The sequence below is a fragment of the Plantibacter cousiniae (nom. nud.) genome (assembly GCF_977070315.1).
This window is the reverse complement of the sequence record NZ_CDRVEU010000003.1, coordinates 352,692-378,038: the sequence shown is the minus strand read 5'-3', so window position 1 is coordinate 378,038 and position 25,347 is coordinate 352,692. Positions and strand designations below refer to the sequence as shown.

23 protein-coding genes are annotated in these 25,347 nt (G+C 58.4%); 12 read left to right on the top strand and 11 right to left on the bottom strand.

Translation table 11 applies throughout. The features are described 5' to 3' along the window. The first annotated feature begins 128 nt into the window (after positions 1-128). Positions 129-1,559, top strand: coding sequence for an exodeoxyribonuclease I (sbcB, locus tag ACW55A_RS08485; RefSeq protein WP_003431386.1), 1,431 nt, complete (start codon positions 129-131; stop codon positions 1,557-1,559). A 73-nt stretch (positions 1,560-1,632) separates the two neighbouring features. Here sbcB and mvaT read toward each other — a convergent pair whose 3' ends face one another. Further along, complete coding sequence (gene mvaT / locus ACW55A_RS08480; RefSeq protein WP_002554971.1) at positions 1,633-2,013, bottom strand: histone-like nucleoid-structuring protein MvaT; 381 nt, start codon at positions 2,011-2,013, stop codon at positions 1,633-1,635. 358 nt (positions 2,014-2,371) lie between these two features. Between mvaT and purU the strand changes: the two genes are divergently transcribed. Together purU and ACW55A_RS08470 are read left to right on the top strand one after the other, a co-directional pair. Next, positions 2,372-3,223: a formyltetrahydrofolate deformylase gene (gene purU / locus ACW55A_RS08475; protein ID WP_003363851.1), complete on the top strand. Its 852-nt coding sequence runs from the start codon at positions 2,372-2,374 to the stop codon at positions 3,221-3,223. Between the two features lie 76 nt (positions 3,224-3,299). After that, on the top strand, positions 3,300-3,500 hold the full coding sequence (locus ACW55A_RS08470) for a hypothetical protein (protein ID WP_455808464.1): 201 nt from the start codon (positions 3,300-3,302) through the stop codon (positions 3,498-3,500). A gap of 49 nt (positions 3,501-3,549) precedes the next feature. Here ACW55A_RS08470 and ACW55A_RS08465 read toward each other — a convergent pair whose 3' ends face one another. Both ACW55A_RS08465 and ACW55A_RS08460 read right to left on the bottom strand, forming a co-directional pair. Then, positions 3,550-5,022, bottom strand: coding sequence for an inorganic phosphate transporter (locus ACW55A_RS08465; RefSeq protein ID WP_003363847.1), 1,473 nt, complete (start codon positions 5,020-5,022; stop codon positions 3,550-3,552). A 205-nt stretch (positions 5,023-5,227) separates the two neighbouring features. Next, positions 5,228-5,425 (bottom strand): hypothetical protein, encoded by a 198-nt coding sequence (locus tag ACW55A_RS08460; RefSeq protein ID WP_002554967.1) that lies wholly within the window; start codon positions 5,423-5,425, stop codon positions 5,228-5,230. A gap of 857 nt (positions 5,426-6,282) precedes the next feature. Here ACW55A_RS08460 and pcaR point away from each other — a divergent pair. From pcaR to ACW55A_RS08435, 5 genes are all read left to right on the top strand, one after another. Beyond that, positions 6,283-7,125 (top strand): pca regulon transcriptional regulator PcaR, encoded by an 843-nt coding sequence (pcaR, locus tag ACW55A_RS08455; protein ID WP_003363842.1) that lies wholly within the window; start codon positions 6,283-6,285, stop codon positions 7,123-7,125. 156 nt (positions 7,126-7,281) lie between these two features. Next, positions 7,282-8,139: a CoA transferase subunit A gene (locus ACW55A_RS08450; RefSeq protein ID WP_003363839.1), complete on the top strand. Its 858-nt coding sequence runs from the start codon at positions 7,282-7,284 to the stop codon at positions 8,137-8,139. Continuing rightward, entirely contained in the window at positions 8,139-8,918 is a 780-nt protein-coding gene (locus ACW55A_RS08445) for a CoA-transferase subunit beta (protein ID WP_003363836.1), read from the top strand. The genes ACW55A_RS08450 and ACW55A_RS08445 overlap by 1 nt, the downstream gene beginning before the upstream one ends. After that, the gene (gene pcaF / locus ACW55A_RS08440) at positions 8,918-10,117 is read left to right on the top strand and encodes a 3-oxoadipyl-CoA thiolase (RefSeq protein WP_455808465.1); all 1,200 of its coding nucleotides are present in this window, start codon (positions 8,918-8,920) and stop codon (positions 10,115-10,117) included. The genes ACW55A_RS08445 and pcaF overlap by 1 nt, the downstream gene beginning before the upstream one ends. Before the next feature lie 212 nt (positions 10,118-10,329). Beyond that, the gene (locus tag ACW55A_RS08435; protein WP_058408078.1) at positions 10,330-11,631 is read left to right on the top strand and encodes an MFS family transporter; all 1,302 of its coding nucleotides are present in this window, start codon (positions 10,330-10,332) and stop codon (positions 11,629-11,631) included. Between the two features lie 67 nt (positions 11,632-11,698). On the opposite strand, the gene ACW55A_RS08430 is transcribed toward ACW55A_RS08435, so the two are convergent. The 3 genes from ACW55A_RS08430 to ACW55A_RS08420 are packed head-to-tail and all read right to left on the bottom strand — an operon-like array spanning position 11,699 to position 17,454. Further along, positions 11,699-13,159: an AdeC/AdeK/OprM family multidrug efflux complex outer membrane factor gene (locus ACW55A_RS08430; RefSeq protein WP_003431378.1), complete on the bottom strand. Its 1,461-nt coding sequence runs from the start codon at positions 13,157-13,159 to the stop codon at positions 11,699-11,701. Beyond that, positions 13,156-16,290 carry an efflux RND transporter permease subunit gene (locus tag ACW55A_RS08425; RefSeq protein WP_044308897.1) on the bottom strand — a complete coding sequence of 1,045 codons (3,135 nt, stop codon included), beginning with the start codon at positions 16,288-16,290 and terminating at the stop codon, positions 13,156-13,158. The genes ACW55A_RS08430 and ACW55A_RS08425 overlap by 4 nt, the downstream gene beginning before the upstream one ends. A 3-nt stretch (positions 16,291-16,293) precedes the next feature. Further along, positions 16,294-17,454: an efflux RND transporter periplasmic adaptor subunit gene (locus ACW55A_RS08420; RefSeq protein ID WP_498810900.1), complete on the bottom strand. Its 1,161-nt coding sequence runs from the start codon at positions 17,452-17,454 to the stop codon at positions 16,294-16,296. Positions 17,455-17,708: 254 nt separating this feature from the next. Between ACW55A_RS08420 and pmeR the strand changes: the two genes are divergently transcribed. The 3 genes from pmeR to ACW55A_RS08405 all read left to right on the top strand — a co-directional run bounded on the left by pmeR (position 17,709) and on the right by ACW55A_RS08405 (position 19,978). Next, complete coding sequence (gene pmeR, locus ACW55A_RS08415) at positions 17,709-18,368, top strand: auxin-lysine conjugate-binding transcriptional regulator PmeR (RefSeq protein WP_003363819.1); 660 nt, start codon at positions 17,709-17,711, stop codon at positions 18,366-18,368. A gap of 292 nt (positions 18,369-18,660) precedes the next feature. Then, positions 18,661-18,864 carry a hypothetical protein gene (locus ACW55A_RS08410; RefSeq protein WP_003363818.1) on the top strand — a complete coding sequence of 68 codons (204 nt, stop codon included), beginning with the start codon at positions 18,661-18,663 and terminating at the stop codon, positions 18,862-18,864. Beyond that, the gene (locus ACW55A_RS08405; RefSeq protein ID WP_032609153.1) at positions 18,845-19,978 is read left to right on the top strand and encodes a DUF3396 domain-containing protein; all 1,134 of its coding nucleotides are present in this window, start codon (positions 18,845-18,847) and stop codon (positions 19,976-19,978) included. The genes ACW55A_RS08410 and ACW55A_RS08405 overlap by 20 nt, the downstream gene beginning before the upstream one ends. Before the next feature lie 14 nt (positions 19,979-19,992). On the opposite strand, the gene ACW55A_RS08400 is transcribed toward ACW55A_RS08405, so the two are convergent. After that, on the bottom strand, positions 19,993-21,489 hold the full coding sequence (locus ACW55A_RS08400) for an MDR family MFS transporter (protein WP_498810901.1): 1,497 nt from the start codon (positions 21,487-21,489) through the stop codon (positions 19,993-19,995). Between the two features lie 127 nt (positions 21,490-21,616). Further along, positions 21,617-21,787 carry a hypothetical protein gene (locus ACW55A_RS08395; protein ID WP_164989056.1) on the bottom strand — a complete coding sequence of 57 codons (171 nt, stop codon included), beginning with the start codon at positions 21,785-21,787 and terminating at the stop codon, positions 21,617-21,619. A gap of 165 nt (positions 21,788-21,952) precedes the next feature. Between ACW55A_RS08395 and ACW55A_RS08390 the strand changes: the two genes are divergently transcribed. Next, entirely contained in the window at positions 21,953-22,192 is a 240-nt protein-coding gene (locus ACW55A_RS08390; RefSeq protein ID WP_498810902.1) for a hypothetical protein, read from the top strand. Here ACW55A_RS08390 and ACW55A_RS08385 read toward each other — a convergent pair whose 3' ends face one another. From ACW55A_RS08385 to ACW55A_RS08375, 3 genes are all read right to left on the bottom strand, one after another. After that, the gene (locus ACW55A_RS08385; RefSeq protein WP_003406312.1) at positions 22,193-22,816 is read right to left on the bottom strand and encodes a flavin reductase family protein; all 624 of its coding nucleotides are present in this window, start codon (positions 22,814-22,816) and stop codon (positions 22,193-22,195) included. A 143-nt stretch (positions 22,817-22,959) separates the two neighbouring features. Next, positions 22,960-23,277 (bottom strand): hypothetical protein, encoded by a 318-nt coding sequence (locus ACW55A_RS08380; RefSeq protein WP_003363807.1) that lies wholly within the window; start codon positions 23,275-23,277, stop codon positions 22,960-22,962. 591 nt (positions 23,278-23,868) lie between these two features. Then, positions 23,869-25,194 (bottom strand): MFS transporter, encoded by a 1,326-nt coding sequence (locus ACW55A_RS08375; RefSeq protein WP_003363806.1) that lies wholly within the window; start codon positions 25,192-25,194, stop codon positions 23,869-23,871. Positions 25,195-25,347: the final 153 nt, after the last annotated feature.

Below are 25,347 nucleotides of genomic sequence, written 5' to 3'. Positions count from 1 at the left end.
GCTAAGCAACCGACCATTCAATACGCGGGCTGTAAGAAAACATTTCCCGGTGCGCCGGATACGACCCGATTAGCCAATGACACCTGTCACGCCCTACACTTCGCGGGTCTTTTGTTCAGGATCAGCCCGTGACTTCCAGCATCTTCTGGTACGACTACGAAACCACCGGTATCAACCCGCGCAATGATCGTGCGCTGCAGATGGCCGGGATTCGCACGGATACCGACCTCAATGAAATCGCGGCTCCGGTCAATCTGCACTGCCAGCTCAGCGATGACATCCTGCCTCATCCTGCCGCCTGCATGATTACCGGAATCACTCCAGCCACGCTGGTAGAAAAAGGCTTGTGCGAGGCCGATTTCATGACGCGCGTACATGCCGAACTGTCGGCACCGGGTACCTGTGGCGCGGGTTACAACACCTTGCGTTTTGATGACGAAGTCACGCGCTACAGTTTTTATCGCAACTTCTTCGACCCCTATGCCCGCGAATGGCAGGGGGGCAACAGTCGCTGGGATCTGATCGATGTTGTCCGGGCTGCCTATGCATTGCGCCCCGATGGCATTGTCTGGCCGGAACAGGACGGTCGGGTCACGCTGAAACTGGAGCGGCTGACGGCTGCCAATGGTATTGATCATGGACAGGCGCACGACGCGTTATCCGATGTGCGTGCAACTATTGCTCTGGCCCGTTTGATTCGTGAAAAGCAGCCGAAGCTTTATGACTATTTGTTTGCATTGCGCAGCAAACAGAAAGTCCAGGAGCAGGTTCGCCTGATGCAGCCTCTGGTGCATATTTCCGGACGCTTTTCTGCGGCGCGCAATTACCTCGGCGTGGTGCTGCCGTTGGCATGGCACCCGCATAATCGCAATGCGCTGATCGTGTGTGATCTGCACCTGGATCATTCACCGTTGTTGCACGAGGACGCTGAAATACTCAAACGGCGTTTATATACGCGGCACGACGCGCTGGGCGACGGCGAATTGCCCGTGCCGCTCAAACTATTGCATATAAACCGCTGCCCGGTGATCGCGCCGCTGGGGGTGCTGCGTAGCGAAGATCAGCAGCGGCTGCAACTGGACATGGCCGGCTATCAGGCGCGCGCAACGCAATTGAGTGAACACCGCGAAGTTTGGCACGATAAACTGGCGGCCGTTTACGGCAAGGACGATTTCGCCGCAAGTGAAGATCCCGAACAGCAGTTATATGATGGTTTTATGGGGGACCGTGATCGTCGACTGTGTGAGCAAGTTCGGCAGGCCGAACCCGAACAATTGGCGCGTGACGCCTGGCCGTTTGATGATGCCCGATTGCCTGAATTGTTATTCCGGTATCGCGCTCGTAACTTTCCTGACACCTTGAGTGGCGAAGAGCAAACACGCTGGCGGGATTTCTGTCAGCAGCGATTGCGCAGCCCGGAATGGGGCGCTCCCAACACCCTGCATGACTTTACGGCCGCATTGATAGAATGCTCCCTTAGTGCCGCGCCAGAGCAGTTGGAGGTGTTGCGGCAATGGCAGGATTATGCAAACGAACTGAGTAACCGTCTGGGCGTATAGAAAATACCGGGCAATAAAAAACGCCAGCAAGCTGGCGTTTTTGCAATCGCGATGAACCGCGACCTTGTGAAGCTTAGCCCAGCAAAGTGGCCCAGCTTTCAACGTCGTCGCTGCCCCACTTGGCTTTCCACTCTTTCAGCGTCTTGTGGTTGCCACCTTTGGTTTCGATGACTTCACCGTTGTGCGGGTTCTTGTATTGCTTGACCTTGCGCGCGCGTTTGGTGCCGGCAGGTTTAACAGCGCCGCCACGAGGGGCCTTGTTTACCTTGGCATCCGGATCCAGCAGGGCAATGATGTCACGCAGCGACTTTTGGTATTCGCCCATCAGCGTGCGCAGTTTGCCTTCGAATTCCAGCTCGGTTTGCAGTTTGTCGTCTTGCGACAGGTTCTTCAAACGGGCTTGCAGTTCTTTGATGGCTTCTTCTGTGGCGCGGTATTCGTTGATCAGGGACATGAGGAGACCTTATGTTGTGAGGGTTGCAGGGATACAGTGCGGCAATAATAGTCACTGTAAATGAGCAAGTAAACATTAAATAAAAGTTTTATTTGAATTATTTAGCAATATACACGCGTCCTACAGACCTCTGAACTAGGGGTGGGCCGTGCGTCCTTCAAAAGATCGCCGCTATAAAGCCCTCCTTATTACAGGTTTTGTTTAGCGGCGGACCCCGTAAAAACCCATACTGGCAAGGTGCAATCTTTGGCCTTGGCGGTGTGCTTTTTCGGCATCTGAATTCAGGCAACAGAGATACTGCAGTTTTGCTGCGCAGCCGCTAGAATAGCGGCTTTGCGAAGTTCTGGAGTTTTCCCTAATGCGCACTTTTCGTCTGGTGATTGCTTGCCCGGACCGTGTAGGCATCGTTGCCAAAGTCAGTAACTTTCTGGCGTCCCATAACGGCTGGATCACCGAAGCGAGTCATCATTCTGACAATCTCAGCGGCTGGTTTTTCATGCGTCACGAGATTCGTGCCGACACCCTGCCTTTTGACCTGGACGGGTTCCGTGAAGCCTTCACGCCGATCGCCGAAGAGTTTTCGATGGACTGGCGCATTACCGACTCGGCGCAGAAGAAGCGCGTCGTGCTCATGGCAAGTCGTGAATCGCACTGTTTGGCTGACCTGCTGCACCGTTGGCACAGTGACGAACTCGACTGCGACATCGCCTGTGTGATTTCAAACCACCAGGACCTGCGCAGCATGGTCGAGTGGCATGACATCCCTTACTACCATGTTCCGGTGGACCCGAAAGACAAGGAGCCTGCGTTCGCCGAGGTATCGCGTCTGGTCGGTCATCACCAGGCCGACGTCGTGGTTCTGGCGCGTTACATGCAGATCCTGCCGCCACAGCTGTGCCGTGAATATGCCCATCAGGTCATCAATATCCACCACAGCTTCCTGCCATCGTTCGTCGGCGCCAAGCCTTATCACCAGGCCTCGTTGCGTGGCGTCAAACTGATCGGTGCGACCTGTCACTATGTGACCGAAGAGCTCGACGCCGGTCCGATCATCGAGCAGGACGTCGTGCGCGTCAGCCACCGTGACAGCATCGAAAACATGGTTCGTTTCGGCCGCGACGTGGAAAAAATGGTGCTGGCCCGCGGCCTGCGCGCTCACCTGGAAGACCGCGTTCTGGTTCACGACAACAAGACAGTCGTCTTCGACTGATCTATCTTTTCCGGAGCGCGCCCGTCGCGCTCCCGACTCAATGTCGGCAATGGTGCAACGCGCAAGGTGACCGCCAATGACCGATCCTCTCGACAAAGCCACTTCCACCGCTCCTGCAACGCTTGGCGAAGGCTGCCTGAGCCGCTATGACCCTGCTGAACTGACTGCGGAAAACGGCACTGATTTCGACGGAGCCGCAGCACTGTGGCGCGAGCTGCAGCAAGCGCAAGCGCCTGATGAAGGGCTTGAAAAGGAGGGGACGCAAGAGGGGAAGTGAGTCAAACCCTTGAGCGGCGCCGTGCATGCACCGCCCAAAGGGTTTCAGATCAGGCCAGGGCTTTGGAAGCCAGCCAGAACAGCGCTGCGGACAAGGCGACGGTCGCCGGCAGGGTCAGCACCCAGGCCAGCAGGATGGTGCGCACGGTTCCGCCTTGCAGGCCGCTCTTGTTGGCGACCATGGTGCCAGCTACACCTGAAGACAGAATGTGCGTGGTGGAGACTGGCAGACTGAACACGTTGGCCAGACCGATCGCGCAGGCGGTGGTGATTTGCGCCGACATGCCTTGTGCGTAAGTCATGCCCTGCTTGCCGATCTTCTCGCCGATTGTCAGGACCACGCGTTTCCAGCCGACCATGGTGCCGATGCCCAGCGCCAGTGCCACTGCGAGAATCACCCAGAACGGTGCGTATTCGGTGGTGGTGGTCAGGTCCTTGCGAAGTTTTTCCAGGTCGGATTTTTCACGCGCAGACAGGTCCGGAAGTTTGCCGACTTTGCGGGCGGTGTCGTCCAGGCACAACAGATAGCGACGTACTTCGATGCGGCTTTCAGGGGCCAGCGCGTGGTAGTCGGACACGCCTTTCAGGCGGTCGAGCAGCGCGTCGATGGTAGGTTCGGTCTGCTTCGGATTACAGGCGGAGCTGGACGGCAGGTCGCCTTTTTCAGCTTTACCCATCGCCAGATATTCACCCAGCGTGCTGCTGTTGCGCTGATAGAACTGGCTCAGGTGCTGGGTCGCATCGCGGGTACGTTCGATCTGATAGGTGGTGCTGGTGAGGTCAAGCACGAACTGGCTGGGCACGATACCGATCAGCACCAGCATGATCAGGCCAATGCCTTTCTGGCCGTCATTCGAACCGTGTACGAAGCTGACCGCCATGGCGGAAATGACCAGCACCAGACGGTTCCAGAACGGCGGGTGCTTCTTGTCGTCCAGCTTGCGGCGCTGGTCGGGGGTCTTGTGCATCTTCGACAGCGGGCGCCACCATTTCAGGGCAACCAGCACCAGACCCGCAACTATAAAGCCGGCCAGCGGCGAGAACACCAGCGAAGCACCGATATCGATCGCTTTTTGCCAGTTCACGCCATCGGCCAACGGGATATCGTTGAGCAGCGCATTGGCCAGACCCACACCGAGTATCGAGCCGATCAGCGTATGCGAACTGGAGGCCGGAATACCGAAGTACCAGGTACCGAGGTTCCAGGTAATCGCCGCCGCCAGCAGCGAGAACACCATGGCCAGGCCATGTCCGGTGTTGACGTTGATGAGCAGCTCGACCGGCAGCAGATGGACGATGGCATAGGCAACGCCTACGCCGCCCAGCAACACGCCGAGAAAGTTGAATACACCGGAAAAGAACACGGCCAGATGAGGCGGCATCGCTTTGGTGTAAATGACTGTCGCCACCGCGTTGGCGGTGTCATGAAAGCCGTTGATGAACTCGAAGGTGAGGACGAAAGCCAGGGCGAGCAACAGGCTCACAAGCACCCAGGCATCAAGCCCGCTGAATAAATCGATCATGTAGGTTTTCTGACCGGGTCTGAAGGGGGCGCGATTATGACAGAAAAAATACCGAACGACTTGTCGTCACCGCCAGGTGTCGCCTCAAACCAAAAAAAAGACGCATGAGCGCCGCCCCGTTGAATGCTCAATGAGGCAGTAAGGCGTGTAATTCAGGGTGCTGGAAGTGAGAGGCGAATCGGGCAGGGTCATCAGACCCGCGCTGTCACGGCTCTTCTTTCAGGCCTTCTTCCATTTTTTGCAGTTCTTGCTTGAACGCTTGGTCCAGCAGGCTGGCTCTTTTGCGCCAGGGCTTGCGTTCTGGTTCCGGTTGCGCGGCGTAGGTGGTGATTTCACCGCCGTAGACATCCTTGTAGCGTTGCTCCTGGCGCTCAAGTTCCGCGCGCAGTTCATCTTTAGTCACTTTAATACCTGTTTGAGTCGAATGGGCTCTGGCGATGACGCAAAACATTGCAAGTATGTTCACTCCAGTCTGGCTGTATACCCAATACAGTCAGCGACCTGTTCGGACAATTGCGCGAAAGGTTTACCGGACATGCCTGTTGTTGTCTGCGGCTACGTGCACCAGAGAAAAACACCTGTCGTAGCGACACTCGTTTGATTTCAAGCGCAGGGCTTGCGCTGGCAGGCCTGCTTAAGGTCTCGCTGCGAGGGTGCACCGCGACAACGCGCCGACAGGACAGTCGAGGCGGGAATCGGGTGAACGGATCAATCGTTGCGAGGGTAGTGCCGACCAACTGACGGATACTATCTCCAAGAACTTCTGCTACGTCAACAACAGAGGTTGAATGAGTTCACAGGTCTGGTTTTTTTGTACGATTGTTCCGAAGTTTCAGTGAGCCGTTTATATGACATAAGTTTTATAAAACAGTTTTCACTTTCGACGACAAAATGTTGGCGAAGAAATTCAATGCCTTTTATATGCAGGATGTGTGGAGTTACGCGGCGGGCACAGAACGGGAACGTGATGACGAGGAGGGGGTCGCAAGCGTCGGTCGCGCGGAAGGTGCCTGAATAATGAAAACGGCCTTGCTTGGTGAGCAAGGCCGCTGCCTTGGACTTCTCAGTGGGTACCTGACCAGTATTTCCAAGAAGTCACTTCATGGCAGAGGTAAAGGTATAAGTATATTTACATGGGGTCAATTGCGATTATCGGCCACCTGTTCGATAATCGCACAGGTGGGTGCGGGTTTCGCTTCTCTAAAAAGTGCTGAAACCTGCGGTTTACAGGGCTTCAAGGCAGTTACATAAGGTGTGTCAATGAACGACGAACTGCGTAAATCTTTTGCCTCATTGGCACCGCCCATCGTGGCATCGCCCGCAAAGCGCATTCAGGCGCTGACCGGTGACCCGGATTTCATGACGTCGCTGGCGCGTGGGCTGGCCGTGATTCACGCCTTTCAAGAGCGCAAGCGGCACCTGACCATTGCGCAGATCAGCCATCGCACGGAAATCCCCCGCGCGGCAGTTCGCCGTTGCCTTCACACGCTGATCAAGCTCGGTTATGCGACCACTGACGGCCGTACCTACTCGCTACTGCCCAAGGTGCTGACCCTGGGCCACGCCTATTTGTCATCGACGCCACTGGCAACGTCTTCGCAGCCTTATCTGGACCGTATGAGTGACCAGTTGCATGAGGCGTGCAACATGGCCACGCTGGAAGGCGACGACATTCTTTATATAGCGCGCTCTGCCACGACGCAGCGGCTGATCTCGGTCGACCTCTCCGTGGGCGGCCGTCTTCCCGCGTACTGCACGTCCATGGGCCGCATTCTGCTGGCCGCACTCGATGACGTGTCGTTGCATGAATACCTTGACCATGTGGATCTCCAGCCTAAGACCAGCCGCACCATTCGCACGCCGGAAGCCTTGCTCGAATGTCTGCAACTGGTTCGGCAGCAGGGCTGGTGCATTGTCGATCAGGAACTGGAGCAGGGGCTGCGTTCGATTGCCGTGCCGGTCTATGATGCGTCGGGCCAGGTGCTGGCCGCGCTGAATGTCAGCACCAGTGCCGGGCGTGTGGCACGCAGCGAGCTGGAGCAGCGCTTTTTGCCGATCATGCTCGATGCCAGTCGTGACCTGAGCACGCAACTGTTTACCTGACGTGGCCGTGTTTTCGACTGATTGAATTCGTTCGATTACCGAACGTTTAGTCGATTATCGGATTGTTTGCCCTCGTGCTCAGGCATAACCTCATTTTCATTCCGGCGCAGGTCTTCGCGCTGATCATTGAACGTGATGTTGGGTTCGGAGCACCTCATGGCAGACATTCTTTCTCTACGCGATGCGGTGAAGCAACTGGTCAACGATGGCGACACCGTTGCGCTGGAAGGCTTCACTCATCTGATCCCCACGGCCGCCGGCCATGAAATCATCCGTCAGGGTAAAAAAGACCTGACCCTGGTGCGCATGACGCCTGACCTGATCTACGATCAGTTGATCGGCGCCGGTTGTGCGAAGCGGCTGATTTTTTCGTGGGGCGGCAACCCTGGGGTTGGCTCCTTGCACCGTTTGCGCGATGCCGTTGAAAAACAGTGGCCGCGTGAAATGGAAATTGAAGAGCACAGCCACGCCGACCTCGCCAACGCCTATGTCGCTGGCGCGTCAGGTCTGCCGTTTGCGGTGCTGCGCGCTTATGCCGGGTCCGACCTGCCGAAGGTCAACCCGCTGATCAAGACGGTCACCTGCCCGTTCACCGGCGAAGTATTGGCAGCGGTGCCTTCGGTACGTCCCGACGTCACCGTGATTCATGCGCAGAAAGCCGACCGCAAGGGCAACGTGCTGTTGTGGGGCATTCTCGGTGCGCAGAAAGAAGCCGCGCTGGCTGCGAAGCGTTGCATTGTGACGGTGGAGGAAATCGTCGATGACCTCAAGGCACCGATGAATTCCTGCGTGCTGCCAACCTGGGCGCTGAGTGCGGTGTGCCTGGTGCCAGGTGGCGCTCACCCGTCTTATGCGCACGGCTACTACGAGCGTGACAATCCGTTCTATCAGGCCTGGGACCCGATCGCCCGAGACCGGGAGACGTTCACGGCGTGGATCGATGAATACATCCACGGCACCGCAGACTTCAGTGAATTCCAGAGCAAGCTGGCTCGCGCTTCGGAGGCCAAATAATGACTTACTCCACCAGTGAAATGATGACCGTTGCCGCAGCCCGTCGCTTGCGTAATGGTTCTGTGTGCTTCGTCGGCATCGGCCTGCCTTCGAAGGCGGCGAATCTGGCACGTCTGACCTCTGCGCCCGACGTGGTACTGATCTACGAGTCGGGTCCGATCGGCGCCAAGCCCACGGTGTTGCCGCTGTCTATCGGTGATGGCGAGTTGGCTGAAACCGCAGACACAGTGGTATCCACCAGCGAAATCTTTCGTTACTGGCTGCAGGGCGGCCGTGTCGATGTCGGCTTTCTCGGCGCGGCGCAGGTCGACCGTTTCGGCAACATCAACACCACCGTGGTCGGCGATTACCATCATCCAAAAGTGCGTCTGCCGGGAGCCGGTGGTGCGCCGGAGATCGCCGGGTCGGCCAAGTCAGTGCTGATCATTCTCAAGCAGTCGGCGCGTTCGTTCGTCGACAAGCTGGACTTCATCACCTCGGTTGGCCATGGCGAAGGCGGCGATTCGCGCAAGCGTCTGGGTCTGCCCGGTGCTGGCCCGGTGGGCATTATCACCGACCTGTGCATCATGGAGCCGGAAGCCGGCACCCATGAGTTCGTCGTGACCACGCTGCACCCTGGCGTGACCCGCGAGCAGGTTATTGCCGCAACCGGCTGGGCGATCCGCTTTGCCGACACCGTTGTTGTGTCCGAAGAGCCTACTGATGTCGAACTGACGGCGCTGCGTGATCTGGAAGCACGAACCGCTGCGGCTCACGGCCAGGTTGCAGGAGAAGCGTGATGCGTGAAGTATTCATTTGCGATGCGATTCGTACGCCCATCGGTCGGTTTGGTGGCGGGTTGTCTTCAGTGCGTGCAGACGACCTGGCCGCGGTGCCGATCAAGGCGCTGATGGAGCGCAACCCGTCGGTCAACTGGGAAGAGATCGACGAAGTGTTCTTCGGCTGTGCCAACCAGGCCGGCGAGGACAACCGTAACGTTGCGCGCATGGCTGCTCTGTTGGCCGGGCTGCCGGAAAGCGTACCAGGCGTCACCCTCAATCGCCTGTGTGCTTCCGGAATGGACGCCATCGGCACCGCTTTCCGGGCCATCGCGTCAGGTGAAATCGAGCTGGCAATCGCCGGAGGCGTCGAGTCGATGTCTCGTGCGCCCTTCGTGATGGGCAAGGCCGATGCCGCGTTTTCGCGCAACATGAAGCTGGAAGACACCACCATCGGTTGGCGCTTTATCAATCCGGCGATGAAAGCGCAGTACGGCGTGGACTCAATGCCCGAGACAGGCGACAACGTTGCAATCGACTTCAGGATTTCTCGAGGCGATCAGGACGCTTTCGCCCTGCGCAGCCAGCAACGCACTGCCGTTGCCCAGGCTGCGGGCTTTTTCGAGGAAGAGATCGTGCCGGTGCGGGTCGCGCACAAAAAGGGCGAAACCATTGTCGACAAGGATGAGCATCCGCGTGGCGATACCAGTCTGGAAACCCTGAGCAAACTCAAGCCGGTCAACGGCCCGGACCGCACAGTGACTGCCGGTAATGCGTCCGGGGTCAACGACGGTGCTGCGGCGCTGATTCTAGCGTCGGCCGAAGCGGTGAAAAAGCATGGCCTGACACCCCGTGCCCGCGTGCTTGGCATGGCCAGCGCGGCGGTTGCACCTCGGGTGATGGGCATTGGCCCGGTGCCAGCGGTGCGTAAACTGGTCGAGCGGCTGGGCTTGGCGGTGACCGATTTCGATGTCATCGAACTCAATGAAGCATTTGCCAGCCAAGGTATTGCGGTGCTGCGCGAACTGGGTCTGGCGGACGACGCGCCGCAGGTCAATCCCAACGGCGGGGCAATTGCCCTTGGCCACCCGCTGGGCATGAGTGGCGCGCGGCTGGTGCTGACGGCGCTGCATCATCTGGAGAAAACCGGCGGGCGCAGAGGCCTGGCAACCATGTGCGTCGGCGTCGGGCAGGGGCTGGCGCTGGCCATCGAGCGGTAAGCCCTCCCGTTTCAACCTGTTGTCCAGCAACCCGGATCGTTTGTCTGCCTCCACGAAAAGGCGGGCCGATGATCCGGGTTGTTGTTCGTCCGGGCACTGGATGTTCAACCCTGCCGATTTTTCCTGGTGGCTGAATTGCTCTGACTTATTGTGCTCGATTAAAGACGGTGTTACAGATTGTTTCTTATGGACAGTTCTGCTTGGGGAAAATAATGACTACAACATCAAAAGCACCGCATTACACCGGCGAGGAGCGAAGCAAAAGAATTTTCGCCATTGTCGGTGCTTCATCCGGCAACCTGGTCGAATGGTTCGACTTTTATATCTACGCCTTCTGCGCGATTTATTTCGCACCGGCTTTCTTTCCTTCCGATGATCCGACCGTTCAGTTGCTCAACACTGCAGGTGTGTTTGCCGCTGGCTTTCTGATGCGTCCGATTGGCGGCTGGCTGTTTGGTCGTGTCGCAGACAAACATGGTCGCAAGAACTCCATGCTGATTTCGGTCACCATGATGTGTGCCGGATCATTGATCATTGCCTGCCTGCCGACCTATGCATCGATTGGTGCCTGGGCGCCGGCCTTGTTGCTGATGGCGCGCCTGCTGCAAGGCCTGTCGGTGGGTGGCGAGTACGGCACCACGGCCACTTACATGAGTGAAGTGGCGTTGCGTGGCCAGCGTGGCTTTTATGCTTCGTTTCAGTACGTGACTCTGATCGGCGGGCAACTGCTGGCGGTGTTGACGGTGGTCATCCTCCAGCAATTCCTGACCACCGAAGAGTTGCGTGACTACGGCTGGCGCATCCCCTTCGTGATCGGTGCTGCCGCAGCGGTCATCGCCTTGCTGCTGCGTCGCACCCTCAACGAAACCACCACAGCCGAAAGCCGGCAGGACAAGGACGCCGGCAGTATCGCGGCACTGTTCAAGCATCATGCCGCAGCCTTCATCACAGTGCTGGGTTACACCGCCGGTGGCTCGCTGATTTTCTACACCTTCACGACCTACATGCAGAAATACCTGGTCAACACCGGAGGCATGGAAGCCAAGACCGCCAGCTACATCATGACCGGCGCGCTGTTTCTGTACATGTGCATGCAACCGTTTTTCGGCATGCTCGCGGACCGCATCGGCCGTCGCAATTCGATGCTTCTGTTCGGTGCGCTGGGTACGCTGTGTACAGTGCCGATCCTGATGACGCTCAAGACCACCACCAACCCGTTCATTGCCTTTGTGCTGATTACCCTGGCACTGGCGATCGTCAGCTTCTACACCTCGATCAGCGGGCTGGTCAAAGCCGAGATGTTTCCACCTCAGGTTCGCGCACTGGGCGTCGGGCTGGCGTATGCGGTGGCCAACGCGATGTTCGGTGGCTCGGCTGAGTGGGTTGCGCTGAAACTCAAGAGTGCCGGGATGGAGAACAGTTTTTACTGGTACGTGACGGCCATGATGGCGGTAGCGTTCCTGTTCAGTCTGCGCTTGCCCAAAGAGCCCAAGTACCTGCATCAGGATCATTGATCGCAGGGTTTGTTTCGGCCACAAAAAAACCACCTGATCAGGTGGTTTTTTTGTGTGCCGCTGTCAATCAGAACAGCTGAACCGAAGGCTTCTCCTTGGAGATGGTTTCGGTCTGTCCGGTTCTTTCATACCAGCCGCCGCCGAGGGCCTTGTACAGGTTGACCTCGCTGGTCAGCTGCGACAGGCGATCGGTGATCAGCGTTTGCTGCGCACTGAACAGCGAGCGCTGGGCGTCGAGGAAGGTCAGGTTGCTGTCGATGCCGATCCGGTAGCGACGCTCGGCCAGACGGTAGTAGTCCTGGTTGGCTGCGACGAAGTCGCGTTGCGCCTGGAGCTGCTCGTCATAGGTCTTGCGTGAGGCCAGGCCGTCGGACACTTCCTGGAAGGCGGTCTGAATCGCCTTCTCGTAGTTGGCGACGCTGATTTCCTTCTGGATTTTCGAGTAGTCCAGGCTGGCGCGCAGGTTGCCGGCGTTGAAGATCGGGATGTTGATGCTTGGCTGGAACAGCCAGGCACCCGATCCGCCCTTGAACAGGCCGGACAGCTCGCTGCTGCTGGTCCCGGCACTGGCCGTCAGGCTGATGCTCGGGAAGAACGCTGCACGTGCCGCGCCGATGTTGGCGTTGGCCGCCTTGAGCGAGTGCTCGGCCTCCAGAATGTCCGGACGACGCTGCAGCAGGTCGGACGGCAGGCCTGCCGGCATTTCGGTCAGCATGTCGGAATCGAGCAAGTGGCTGGCCGGCAGATTGTCAGGCAGGCTGGTGCCGAGCAGCAGCACCAGGCTGTTCTGATCCTGGGCAACCAGGCGCTGGTACTGGGCCAGTTTGGCACGCGCGCTTTCGACGGCGGTGCGCGACTGGCTCAGGTCCAGTGCCGAAGAAACGCCGACTTCGCTGGCACGCGAGGTCAGACGGAAGCTTTCTTCGTAGGTCTTCAGGGTGTCCTGCGTCAGCTTGAGCAGTTCCTTGTCGGCCTGCCAGGTCATGTAGGCATTGGCGACGCTGGCCACCAGACTGATCTGGGTGCTGCGACGCGCTTCCTCGCTGGCAAAGTAGGTCTCCAGCGCCTGCTCGCTGAGGCTGCGGACCCGGCCGAAGAGGTCCAGCTCGTACGAGCTGACGCCCAGGCTGGCCGAGTAGCTGCTGGTGATGCCGGACTGACCGGTTTGCGACTGGTCGGCTGGCACGCGCTGACGTGTACCGCTGCCGGTGGCCGAAACAGCAGGGAACAGGTCCGAGCGCTGGATACGGTACTGGGCGCGGTAGGCGTCGATGTTCAGCGCCGCAACCCGCAGGTCACGGTTGTTGAGCAGTGCAGTCTGAATCAGCTGTTGCAGCGCCGGGTCATTGAAGAAGTGCCGCCAGCCTTGTTCCGCGGCGGCCATTTTGGCGCCTTCGACCGGCGAGTACGCCGGCCCTTGCGGATATTGTGCGGCGACCGGTGCTTCCGGCTGCTTGTAATCGGGGATCAAAGAGCAGCCGCCGAGAATGAACGCGGTAACTGCAAGTGAGATCAATGACTTGCTCATTGGCCAGCCTCATCGTGTGAAATATGTTTCTGCTTGCTCTTGAAGAGCCCCGAAACCGTTACGAAGAACAGGGGCACCCAGAAGATCGCCAGAATAACTGCGGTGATCATACCGCCAATTACGCCTGTACCGATCGAATGCTGACTGCCCGAACCTGCGCCCGAGGAAATCGCCAGCGGTACAACGCCGAGGATGAAGGCCATGGAGGTCATGATGATCGGGCGCAGACGCATGCGGCAGGCCTCGATCGCCGAGTCGACCAGGCTCTTGCCCTGTTCGTGAAGCTCTTTGGCGAACTCGACGATCAGAATGGCGTTTTTCGCCGCCAGACCTACCGTCACCAGCAGCCCGACCTGGAAAAACACGTCGTTGGACAGACCGCGCAGGCTGGTTGCCATCAGTGCACCGATAACCCCCAGTGGCACCACGAGGATGACCGCGATCGGAATCGACCAGCTTTCATACAGCGCCGCCAGACAGAGAAACACTACCAGCAACGACAGGGCATACAGGGCAGGGGCCTGCGATCCGGACAGGCGTTCCTCGTAGGACAGACCGGTCCACGAAATGCCGATGCCTTGTGGCAGCTTCTTGGCCAGCGCCTCGACTTCAGCCATTGCCTCGCCGCTGCTGTAACCAGGGGCGGGAGTACCGAGCACTTCCTCTGCCGCCACGCCGTTGTAGCGTGACAGTTTCGGCGAGCCGTAGGACCATTTGCCGCTGGCGAAGGCCGAGAACGGCACCATCTCACCCGCGCTGTTGCGCACGTACCATTTCTTCAGGTCTTCAGGTGTCATACGCGCACCTGCATCGCCCTGGATGTACACCTTCTTCACACGGCCACGGTCGATGAAGTCGTTGACGTAGCTGCCACCCAACGCGATGGACAAGGTGTTGTTGATGTCCGACAGAGTGATGCCCAATGCACTGGCGCGCTCATCGTCGATGATCAGTTGGTACTGCGGTTCGTCGTTCAGCCCGTTCGGACGTACACCCGCCAGAATCTTGCTCTGTGCGGCCATGCCGAGGAACTGGTTACGCGCTTCCATCAGCTTGTCGTGACCCACGCCGCCCTGATCCTGCAAGTAAACGTCGAAGCCGGTTGCGTTACCCAGTTCGAGTACCGAAGGCGGGACGACCGCAAACACCATCGCGTCGCGCAGGCTGAAGAAATAGCCCTGAGCCCGTTTGGCCAGTTCGAAGACGCTGTTGTTGGAATCACGCTCCTCCCACGGCTTGAGCATCACGAAAGCAATCGCCGAGCTTTGACCGCGGCCCGCGAAGTTGAAGCCGTTTACCGAGAACACCGACTTCACTGCGCCGCTTTCCTTGGTCAGCAGGTACTCACGCATCTGATCGATGACTTCCTGCGTACGCGCGGTCGAGGAGCCGGCCGGTGTCTGGATCTGGGCGAAGATAACGCCCTGGTCTTCTTCGGGCAGGAACGCAGCCGGAATACGCATGAACATGAACACCATGCCCGCACAGATCAGTATGTAACCCAGATACGCAGGCCACTTGTGCTTGAGCATGTTGCCGACGCCGCGCTCGTAACTCAGAACGCTGCGGTCGAAGGTGCGGTTGAACCAGCCGAAGAAACCACGTTTCGGTTGCCCGTGCTTCTCGTGATCGATGGGCTTGAGCATGGTGGCGCACAGCGCCGGGGTGAAGATCAGCGCGACCACGACCGACAGGGCCATGGCCGAGACGATGGTGATCGAGAACTGCTTGTAGATCACCCCGGTGGAGCCGCCGAAGAACGCCATTGGCAACAGAACCGCCGAGAGCACCAGTGCAATACCGACCAGCGCGCCCTGAATCTGAGTCATGGATTTGATCGTGGCGTCGCGCGGGGAGAGCTTTTCCTCCTCCATGACCCGCTCGACGTTTTCCACCACGACAATCGCATCGTCCACCAGCAAGCCGATGGCCAGCACCATACCGAACATGGTCAGGGTGTTGATGGTGAAGCCGAAGGCGGCGAGGATACCGAACGTACCCAGCAAGACCACCGGAACCGTCATCGTGGTGATGATGGTTGCGCGGAAGTTCTGCAGGAACAGGTACATCACCAGGAACACCAGCACGATCGCTTCGATCAGGGTGTGCACCACGCCGTTGATCGATTCGCTGACCACCGGTGTGGTGTCATACGGGTACACGACTTTCATGCCAGGCGGGAAGAACGGCTCCAGCGAGGAAACGGTCGCGCGGATGGCCTTGGCGGTGTCCAGTGCGTTGGCGCCGGTGGCGAGCTTGATGGCCAGACCGGAAGCCGGTTTGCCGTCGAACTGCGAGTCGGTGCTGTAGTTCTCTGCGCCCAGGCCCACGGTGGCGACGTCTTTCAGGCGAACCTGCGAGCCGTCGGTGTTGACCTTGAGGAAGATATTGCCGAACTGCTCGGCGGTCTGCAGACGGGTCTTGCCGATGATCGTGGCGTTCAACTGCTGGCCGCTGATCGATGGCAGGCCGCCCAACTGGCCGGACGACACCTGGACGTTCTGCGCGGTGATCGCGTCTTTCACGTCCACTGGCGTCAGCTGGAAGTTGTTCAGCTTGGCCGGATCGAGCCAGATACGCATGGCGTACTGCGAACCGAACACCTGGAAGTCACCCACACCGGAGGTCCGCGAGATCGGGTCCTGCATGTTCGACACGATGTAGTTGGCCAGGTCTTCTTTGCCCATGCTGCCGTCTTCCGACACCAGGCCGATCACCATCAGGAAGTTCTTCACTGCCTTGGTGACGCGGATACCCTGTTGCTGCACTTCCTGCGGCAGCAGCGGGGTGGCGAGGTTGAGCTTGTTCTGTACCTGCACCTGCGCCGTATCCGGGTTGGTGCCCTGATTGAAGGTCGCCGTGATGGTCATGCTGCCGTCGGAGTTACTTTCCGAGCTGACATAACGCAGGTTATCGATACCGTTGAGCTGTTGCTCGATGACCTGAACCACCGTGTCCTGCACCGTCTGGGCAGACGCGCCCGGATAGGTGACCTGGATACCGATGGCCGGCGGTGCGATGCTCGGGTACTGATTGATCGGCAGGCTGGAGATCGACAGCGCGCCGACCAGCATGATCACGAGGGCAATAACCCAGGCAAAAATGGGTCGATCAATAAAAAATTTCGACATGGGTTACTCCCCTTTGCTGCCTGCGGCTTTATCAGTGGCCGGGGCAGGTGCCGGGTTTGCTCCTTTGACGTTGGTCGCTTCGGCGACTTTCACTTCGGCGCCGGGTTTGACGTACTGCAAGCCTTCGGTGATGACGCGATCGCCTTCCTTCAGGCCGTCTTCGATCAGCCAGTCGCTGCCCACGGTGCGATTGGCCACCAGCGTACGCATTTCAACCTTGTTGTCCTGATTGACGACCATGGCGGTCGGCGTGCCTTTCAGATCGCGGGTCACGCCTTGCTGCGGTGCCAGAATGGCTTTCGAGTTGACGCCAGCCTGCAATTGGGCGTGAACGAACATGCCCGGCAGCAGACGGTGTTCAGGGTTCGGGAACACGGCACGCAGGGTCACGGAGCCGGTGGTCTGGTCAACCGACACTTCGGCGAATTCCAGTTTGCCTTCCTGGCCGTAGACGCTGTTGTCTTCCAGTGTCAGCTTGACCTTGGCGGCGTTGTCGCCGGCTTTCTGCAGCTTGCCGCTGTCCAGATCGCTGCGCAGCTTGAGCATGTCGGCAGACGACTGCACCACGTCGACATAGATTGGATCGAGCTGCTGGATGGTTGCCATCGCGTCGGTCTGCGCGCTGCCCACCAATGCGCCTTCAGTCACCGCAGAGCGACCGATACGGCCGGAAATAGGGGCCAGCACCTTGGTGTAGCGCAGGTTGATCTGGGCGGTCTGCAGGGTAGCCTGAGCTTCCTGGGTGGAGGCCAGCGCCGTGTCGTATTCCTGACGGCTTACCGCTTGCTCGCTGACCAGTTGCTTGTAGCGATCGGACATCGACTTGGCGGACTGCAGGGTGGCCTTGGCGCTGTTGGCGTTGGCCTCATAGACAGCGGGGTCGATCTGATAGAGCTGCTGACCGGCTTTGACATCGCCACCTTCGGTGAAGAGACGCTTGAGAATGATGCCGTTGACCTGAGGGCGAACCTCGGCGACGCGGAAGGCGGTGGTCCGGCCTGGCAGCTCGGTGGTCAGGGTATACGGCTGTGCTTTGATGGTAACGACGCCTACCTGAGGGGTTTGCGCAGGCGGGGCGGCCTGTTCCTTCTTGCTACAGCCACTGAGCAGGGTTGCCAGGGCGACGGCAGTGACCAGAACGGTAACAGCTGGCTTGAATTGCATGAAGATCCTCGGGGCAGGAGCCTGTTATCTCAACAGTACGTTGAAGTGTAAAAAAATATTTCGGCTAGATAAGTAGCATGCTAAGGAATATACTTACATTCGCGGCTGTTTGTAAACACCGCAATGCGCATTCGGCCACTATTCAGGGAGCCGGGAGCCGATTCGGGACAAGGCGAGACAAATGCCGCCCGGCCATATCTCAAGGCATGACGCAAGACGCGTGCCTGAGGTGAATTTTTTGAGGTCTTATTGCCATGGTTCGTCGCACCAAAGAGGAAGCTCAAATCACTCGCAGCCAGATCCTGGAGGCTGCCGAGCAGGCTTTTTATGAGCGAGGCGTCGCCCGCACCACGCTGGCTGATATTGCGACGCTTGCCGGTGTGACGCGAGGCGCCATTTATTGGCACTTCAATAATAAGGCCGATCTGGTGCAGGCCATGCTCGACAGTCTTCAGGAGCCTCTCGACGAAATGGCGGAGGCCAGTCAGAGCGAGGACGAGGAAGACCCGCTGGGCTGCATGAGAAATCTGTTGATTCACCTGTTTCATGAACTCGCACTGGACCCGAAAACCCGTCGCATCAATGAAATCCTGTTTCACAAGTGCGAGTTTACCGACGAGATGTGTGATTTTCGTCGTCAGCGCCAGGACAACGCCATACAGTGCCACGACCGTATCACCCTGGGGCTGAACAATGCCGTACGCCAGGGACAATTGCCCAAAGGGCTGGACACGGCCCGGGCTGCAGTGGCCCTGTTTGCCTACGTCAATGGCATCATTTACCAGTGGCTGCTGGTCCCGGACAGCTTCTCGTTGCCCGCAGAGGCCGAGCAACTGGTCGACGTGTGTCTGGACATGCTGCGCTTCAGTCCGACGTTGCTGATCAATGACACTCGCTCAACGACTGGCGTCTGACTGAACATGACCTGCGGCACCCGCCGGTTCCGCCTGCCAGCGACTCTGTGCAGAGCCTAACTCCAATTCGTGCCTCTTATATAGCGGGTTTACCGATCGTTTATCGGTATTCATGGATTGCGCTCGCCGTGCAAGCATCGGCGAGCGTTGATCTGACAAGATATTGTAGGAAGCAGGTAGGACATTTCCTGATACATGTAGCTGATTTCCCAAAGTAAATTCCGAGTATTGCTCCGCAGGAAAACTCCCTTCACTCTTCGCCCCCTGAAAGAACAGAAGAGAGGAAAGTTGCATGTTTTTGCCGGATCTTGCGCTTATGTGCCCTGAAATCATCGCCAGTTACGTTGATGTCCAATCGGGCGGGCAGGGCCTCGGCTACCCCATGAGCGGGGAGATTTCCGGGCTGATCAAAACCTGTGAAGGGCATGCACGCACGCGCAAAAACCTGACTTCCGCGAATAATGGGAGGGCGGAGCATGTCGGACACTGCAACTGACGCTGTGAGGTTATTGGCCAGGATCACGCAACAATCCGAGCGTGTGGCCATGGATTCCGTATTGGGCACACCGGTCATTCGATTGGGGTTGATCACCACGCTGTATTTTCGCAACGGCCACAGCGTGGAGATGAAGCGTCGCGTCGAGGCCTGTTTTTCGCGCTTCTATGACGCGTTCAAAACGAAACTCAAATGGCAACTGTTCAAACGCATGCGGCGCCTGAGCGGCACCGGGTTTGCCTCGACCCGGCGTCAGATTGTCGAGAGTCCGCCAGACGAGCAGTTCATCTGGTCTATCGCCAGTGCGACTCAGGCTGAAGTCGCCACCTACAGCCTGTTTGTGATGAACACCTCGGAGGGGCAGGCCGACAACGATCGATCGTGTCTGAAAATGGTCTTGCCCTGGTCGTATCTGACCGAGCCCGAGGGGTTGAAGCATTACGAGAACTGGATCAGGTACCTCAGCAGCGAACTGCAGGCCGAGCACGGCTTTGGTGGTCTTGCCTGCGTGTTGCCGTGTGACGGTCATCAGTATTTGCCTTGGGAATATCGGCTGGCTCAGGATTACAGCGGGCTGATGGTCGACCCCGGCCCGCACATTGAAAGCCTGCGTCTGCTGGACCGTATCAAGGGCGTCAGTTGGTACACCGTGCTCGGTGATGCGTTCGTCAGGCAGTTGGGAGGCAGCGACAAAATGCGCGGCGAGATGAGTGCACACAGCGAGATCGTGTTCCACACCTACCGCAACGGCCTGATCATTCGCGCCGGTGAGGTGCCCGAGCTGGGTGGGCGAGGGCTGCCGCCGCCAAAGCCTTATGTGACGGTCAACAGGATGATCAAGCCAATCCGCTTGCAGGACACCGGCAATCTTCATCCCTACCTGGCTCCAGGAATTGGCTTTACCGATGAAACCACTGCGCAGTGGTATGCGCGATTCGATGAAAAGCCGCTGCCGCCGGTCGATGCCGGGCAAGTATGCCCTCGCTCAGGCAGCTGGTTCAGCAGCGCTCAGTCGGGCTCCCGTCGGCACTTCGATGAGGGCGAACTGATGCCTGCGTTTGCCCATATAAAGAGCAAGAAAACGCAGTGGTTCTGGGCCGGGATGCCTTCCTGAGCCCGAGAAGCGAATCAGTCCCGTCCTCGCAATAGCGTATTGGGCATCACTGCGGCTGCCGCCAGGCCGAGCAGCGAAATGGCCGCGCTGGTGATCAGCAGGTTTCTGAAGGTCAGTGCCAGTTCGGCGCGCAGGGTTTCCAGCGCGGGTCCGGTGGCCGCGTTCAGACTGTCGAGCAGGACGTTGCCGGAGCTGCCTTCGCCACCCAGCGCCCCTGCACCGAGTTGACCGACGCCGGTGTGCTGCAACATGGCCAGCAGCAGCGCCGACATCAGTGCCACGCCCACGGCGCCACCCAGCGAGCGGAATAGATTGGTCGTGCTGGTGGCCACGCCCATATCCCGCGGCTGAACCGAATTCTGAGTGCCCACCAATGAGGTGGGGAACTGCATGCCGGTCGCAACCCCCGTGAGAATCATGAACAGGCTCATCACTATCAGCGATTGCGGCGGCGTGAAGGCCATGCCCAGAATCGCAATCGGCATCAGCAGCGCACCGGTCAGGATAAGCGGCTTGTAGCGCCCGGTATGCGCGGTGCGTCGCCCGGCGAAATAGGCACCCATCGGCATGCCGATCGCCAGCGGAAGCAAGTGCAGGGCGGCGCAGTCTGCTCCGCCACCGGTGACGGTCTGGTAACGCAGCGGCATCAGGACAATCAGGGAGATGGCCTGAAAGCTGGTGAAGAACACGGTGCACCAGCACAGCACCGCGCTCTTGTTGGTGAACAGATGCATGGGCAGCAAGGGTTCGGCCGTGCGACGTTCATACCAGACGAAAATAGCCAGTGTCAGCAGAGCGGTGCCCAGTAACAACTGAACCTCGGTATCGTCCAGACCGTGCCCTTGGCCAATCTCGGTAATCCCCAGCAGCAGCGCTGTCAGGCCGATGATCATCAGCACGGTACCCAGATAATCGATAATCGGCTTGCGTTGCGGTACTGGCAGGCCGACGAGGGTCCGATACGCGACGATCAGCGCGGCGGCCCCCAATGGCAGATTGATCAGAAACACCCAGCGCCAGGACAGGTATTCAGTCATCAGGCCACCGAGCACCGGCCCGGCGACGCTGGCCACGGCGTACATGCTGCTGAAGTAACCCTGATAACGGCCGCGCTCACGAGGTGGAACGATGTCGGCGATGATCGCCTGGCTGACCGAAACCATCCCGCCCGCACCGATACCCTGAAGGACGCGCGCCAGCACCAGTTGTTCCATGCTTTGCGCCAGACCACAGAACAGCGAGGCCAGGGTAAAAATCCCCAGCCCGAACAGCATCAGTTTACGTCGCCCGTAAAGATCGCCGAGCTTGCCGTAGATCGGCACAGCCACGGTCAGCGACACCATGTAGGCGGAAATAACCCACGCCAGTAGATCGATGTCCCTGAACTGGGCGGAAATGGCAGGCATCGAGACCGCGACGATGGTTTGGTCCAGCGCGCTGAGCAGGACTGCCATCATCAACGCAAACAGGATGCTACGAATGGCCGGAGGCGTATGAGTAAGACTGGTCAAGGCAAAACCTGATGGCAGTGTTGACCCGCCGCAAGTGTGGCGGGAGAGTCTGGCCAGTCTAATCCGATAGCTTGCTAATCGATAGGTGCCTTTGCGGAATGGCGATGCAATTCACGCTGTGCGAGCCTCATCGCAAGGCGCTGAAGGTGGCATCGGTTGGCACGCAATGGCCAAACGTACAGCTGGAGACATAAGGGGCCTGGCGCGCCAGTTCGTTACGATAGGCGCCGGCGGTGTAGACGGCCAATACCGCCAGAGCTCCTGCGACAACCATGCATTTTCTTGTTATTGCTTTCATGACGCACTCCTTACCTCGGCTACAGAGCAGTTTGAAAGAACTGATTAGAGTGTAGGACAAGGTTGGGTTTTGCGTCGGCTGCCGTTATCGCTGAATGCCGCATGTCGGACGAACCGGAAGACGCGCTAGAATTCGCGCTTTGACGTATTGGCAGGGTTGAGACACATGGCACGCAAGGAATACAACGGGTTTGAAGTGGTCTCGGCAGTGATGCCGTCCGAGCAGGGTTATAACGCGGCGATTGCCGTAAAGGCGCTGGGTGCCGGCGGCGCACCGCGCTTCCATGCGCTGCTGCCGGACCAGAAATTCAAGACCGCCGATGATGCCGACCTGGCCGCTGTGCAAGAGCTGCAGCGGCTGGTCGATATTGATGCAGAGGGCGAACCGGTCTGGGCTGACGTCTGATCAGGCGCCTGGGCGGAACATCTTGAACAGCGCTTCCGGGCCAAGCTGGAAGTAATCCGCCGGGCCGCCGCCGCGCAGAATCGGCTCGGCGGCGGCAGTGTCGTAAACGCCATCCTTGAGCAGTGACTTGTCGATGTGCACCGCCACGACCTCGCCCAGAATCAACCAGCTGGGCACCAGTTCCTTGTCGGCGCGTTGCAACTGAATGATCTGCGTCACCTTGCACTCGAACGACACCGGCGTTTCGAGTACACGCGGCACCGAGACGATCTGCGAGGCCAGTGGTGTCAGGTTTGCCAGCTCGAATTCGCTGACATCCGGCGCTACCGGTGCGCAGCTCTGGTTCATGGCTTCGGCCAGCGAGCGGGTCGCCAGGTTCCAGACGAACTCGCCGGTCTGCTCGATATTATTGAGGCTGTCCTTGCGACCCACGCTGCAGAACCCGATGATCGGCGGCACGTAGTTGAACGCATTGAAGAAGCTGTAAGGTGCCAGGTTGAGTTTGCCGTTGGCATCCTGCGACGAAATCCAGCCAATCGGGCGTGGGCCTACAATCGCGTTGAACGGGTCGTGCGGCAGGCCGTGACCCTTGGAAGGCTCGTAGGAGTGAATAGCGTCTGACATGCTCGGTTCCTGATGGGCTCAATAATGGATGTCAGCATAGTGCTGCGCATTTGCAGAGGATGCCAGAGCAGTTCGCGTGTTTCACTCTGAGCCAGACATGAAGAAGCCCGACATTGGCCGGGCTTGGGATGTTGCGTGAGCGATCAGCCCAGACGATTGGCGCCTACGCGATCTGCACCGTCTGCCGCAAGACGATTGGCACCGACGTGGTCTGCACCATCGGCAGCCTGACGGTTGGCACCTACACGATCTGCACCATCAGCGGCCAGACGATTGGCACCGACGTGATCTGCGCCGTCAGCAGATACGCGGATCGAGCCGACGTTGGTATGTTTGGTACCGCCTTCAGCAACGAGGGTGGCGCTGGACAGGTCGCTTTGAACGTGGGTGACTGGAAGTGCAAATGCGCTGGAAGCCAGAACAGAGATAGCCAGGCCAAAGATCAATGTGTTGGTTTTCATGATGATGTCTCCAATGAGTGTCGGGTGAGTTGTCATCCCGGTATGGAGGCAATGCTACGCGCCAGCGGATTATTAAGAAGTTAATAGGATTGCTAGCGATCATCGCTGAAAATGATAGTTGGCTGTAATGCTCTGGTTTCGGGCCTTTCAGGCGGGGTTGCATTATTGTGGTGCAATTCTTGAAAAGTCTTGTAATAAAGGCCCTTGACAAATTAAAAGTACAGTTAATTCAAGCGGTTGTTACTGAAAGTTGGCCAAATGATGCACCGCCCTGTAACACTCTGTTGCAGGTCATGGATGTAATTGATTGTTTTGTAGCGGCTGATGTATCGATGCGGACGATGATATTGATCGTTGTAAGCGAGCTTGATGACTCTCGTGCCTTGGCAGAGTCCTCAGCGTTATATACAGGTCTCGATAAGCCCGAAAAATGGAGTGAACGGGGCGGCGATCCCCATTGCTCACGAAGAGTCAGTCATAACGCTCTATTTCTGGAGGTTGTACCGGCCTCTTCGCGAGCAAGCTCGCTCCTACGAGATTTATATATAACGATGAGAGCGGAGCCTGGGCACGAGAATCGTCGCAATCCGATCAGTCAGTTTCGATGCGCGAGTGCTTGCGGGTATCTTTCATGAACACATACACCAGCAGCGAGCAGGCGATACAGGCAGTGACGTACCAGTAGTAACCGGTTTCCATACCGATGCTCTTGAACCACAGCGCGATGTATTCCGCAGTACCGCCGAAGATCGATACCGTCAGGGCGTAAGGCAGGCCGACGCCCAGCGCGCGGATCTCGGTCGGAAACAGCTCGGCCTTCACCACTGCGTTGATCGAGGTATAACCGCTGACGATGATCAGCGCCGCCATGATCAGGAAGAACGCACCCCACCATGTCTGAATGGTATGCAGCGTGGTCAGGATCGGTACGGTACACAGCGTTCCCAACACGCCGAACGCAATGAGGATCGGACGACGCCCGACCTTGTCGGACAGCGCGCCGACGACCGGTTGCAACAGCATGAACAGAAACAGTGTTGCCGCTGATATCGACGTCGAGTCGGTGATGCTCATGCCGACGGTGTTGACCAGATACTTCTGCATGTAAGTGGTGTAGGTGTAGAAAGCCAGTGTCCCGCCCATGGTCAGACCGACGACGGTCATCAGTTCCTTGGGATGACGCATCAGCGTGCGCATCAGGCTTTCCTTGGGCTTTTCCTTCTTCTTGCGCGTGAACGATTCGGTTTCTTCCATGCCACGACGCAGGAACAGCGCGACGATTGCGCACAGGGCACCGATGACGAACGGGATGCGCCAGCCCCAGGCATACAGTTGCTCGGTGGTCAGCGTCTGTTGCAGCACGATCAGCACGCCCAGTGCGATGAGCTGGCCGGAAATCAGCGTCACGTACTGAAAGCTGGAGAAAAAGCCGCGACGTTCCTTGGTGGCCATTTCGCTCAGGTAGGTGGCGGACGTGCCGTATTCACCGCCGACAGACAGCCCCTGCAGCAAGCGGGCGAACACCAGCAGGATCGGAGCACCGACGCCGATGCTTTCATAGCCTGGTGTCAGGGCAATGATCAGCGAGCCGAAGCACATCAGCAGCACCGAGGCCATCAGCGCAGCCTTGCGCCCTTTGTAGTCGGCGTAAAGCCCCATCAGCCAGCCACCGATGGGCCGCATCAGAAAGCCGACGGCGAAGATCGCGGCGGTGTTAAGCAGCTGCGCGGTGGTGTCGCCCTTGGGAAAGAAGGCTTTGGCGAAGTACAGCGAGAAGGCGGCGTAGACGTACCAGTCGTACCACTCGACCATGTTGCCGACCGAGCCACTGAAAATCGATTTGAGACGGCTGGAGGTGGTTTTCTGGCCAGCAGCAGTAGCAGCCGACCCATGGGAGGCGGGATTGGAGGTTTCCATGATGGTCCTTGTTTTCATTATTTTTGGAAGGAGGCATTGGGTGCCCTACCTGTTACATAGCAGGAGCTGTGCCACACCATGAGGGCTTGTTCTAGAGCCGTCGGGAATCTTTGATGAGCAAGAATCCGCTTATCTGCCCGGTTGAGGTAAGCG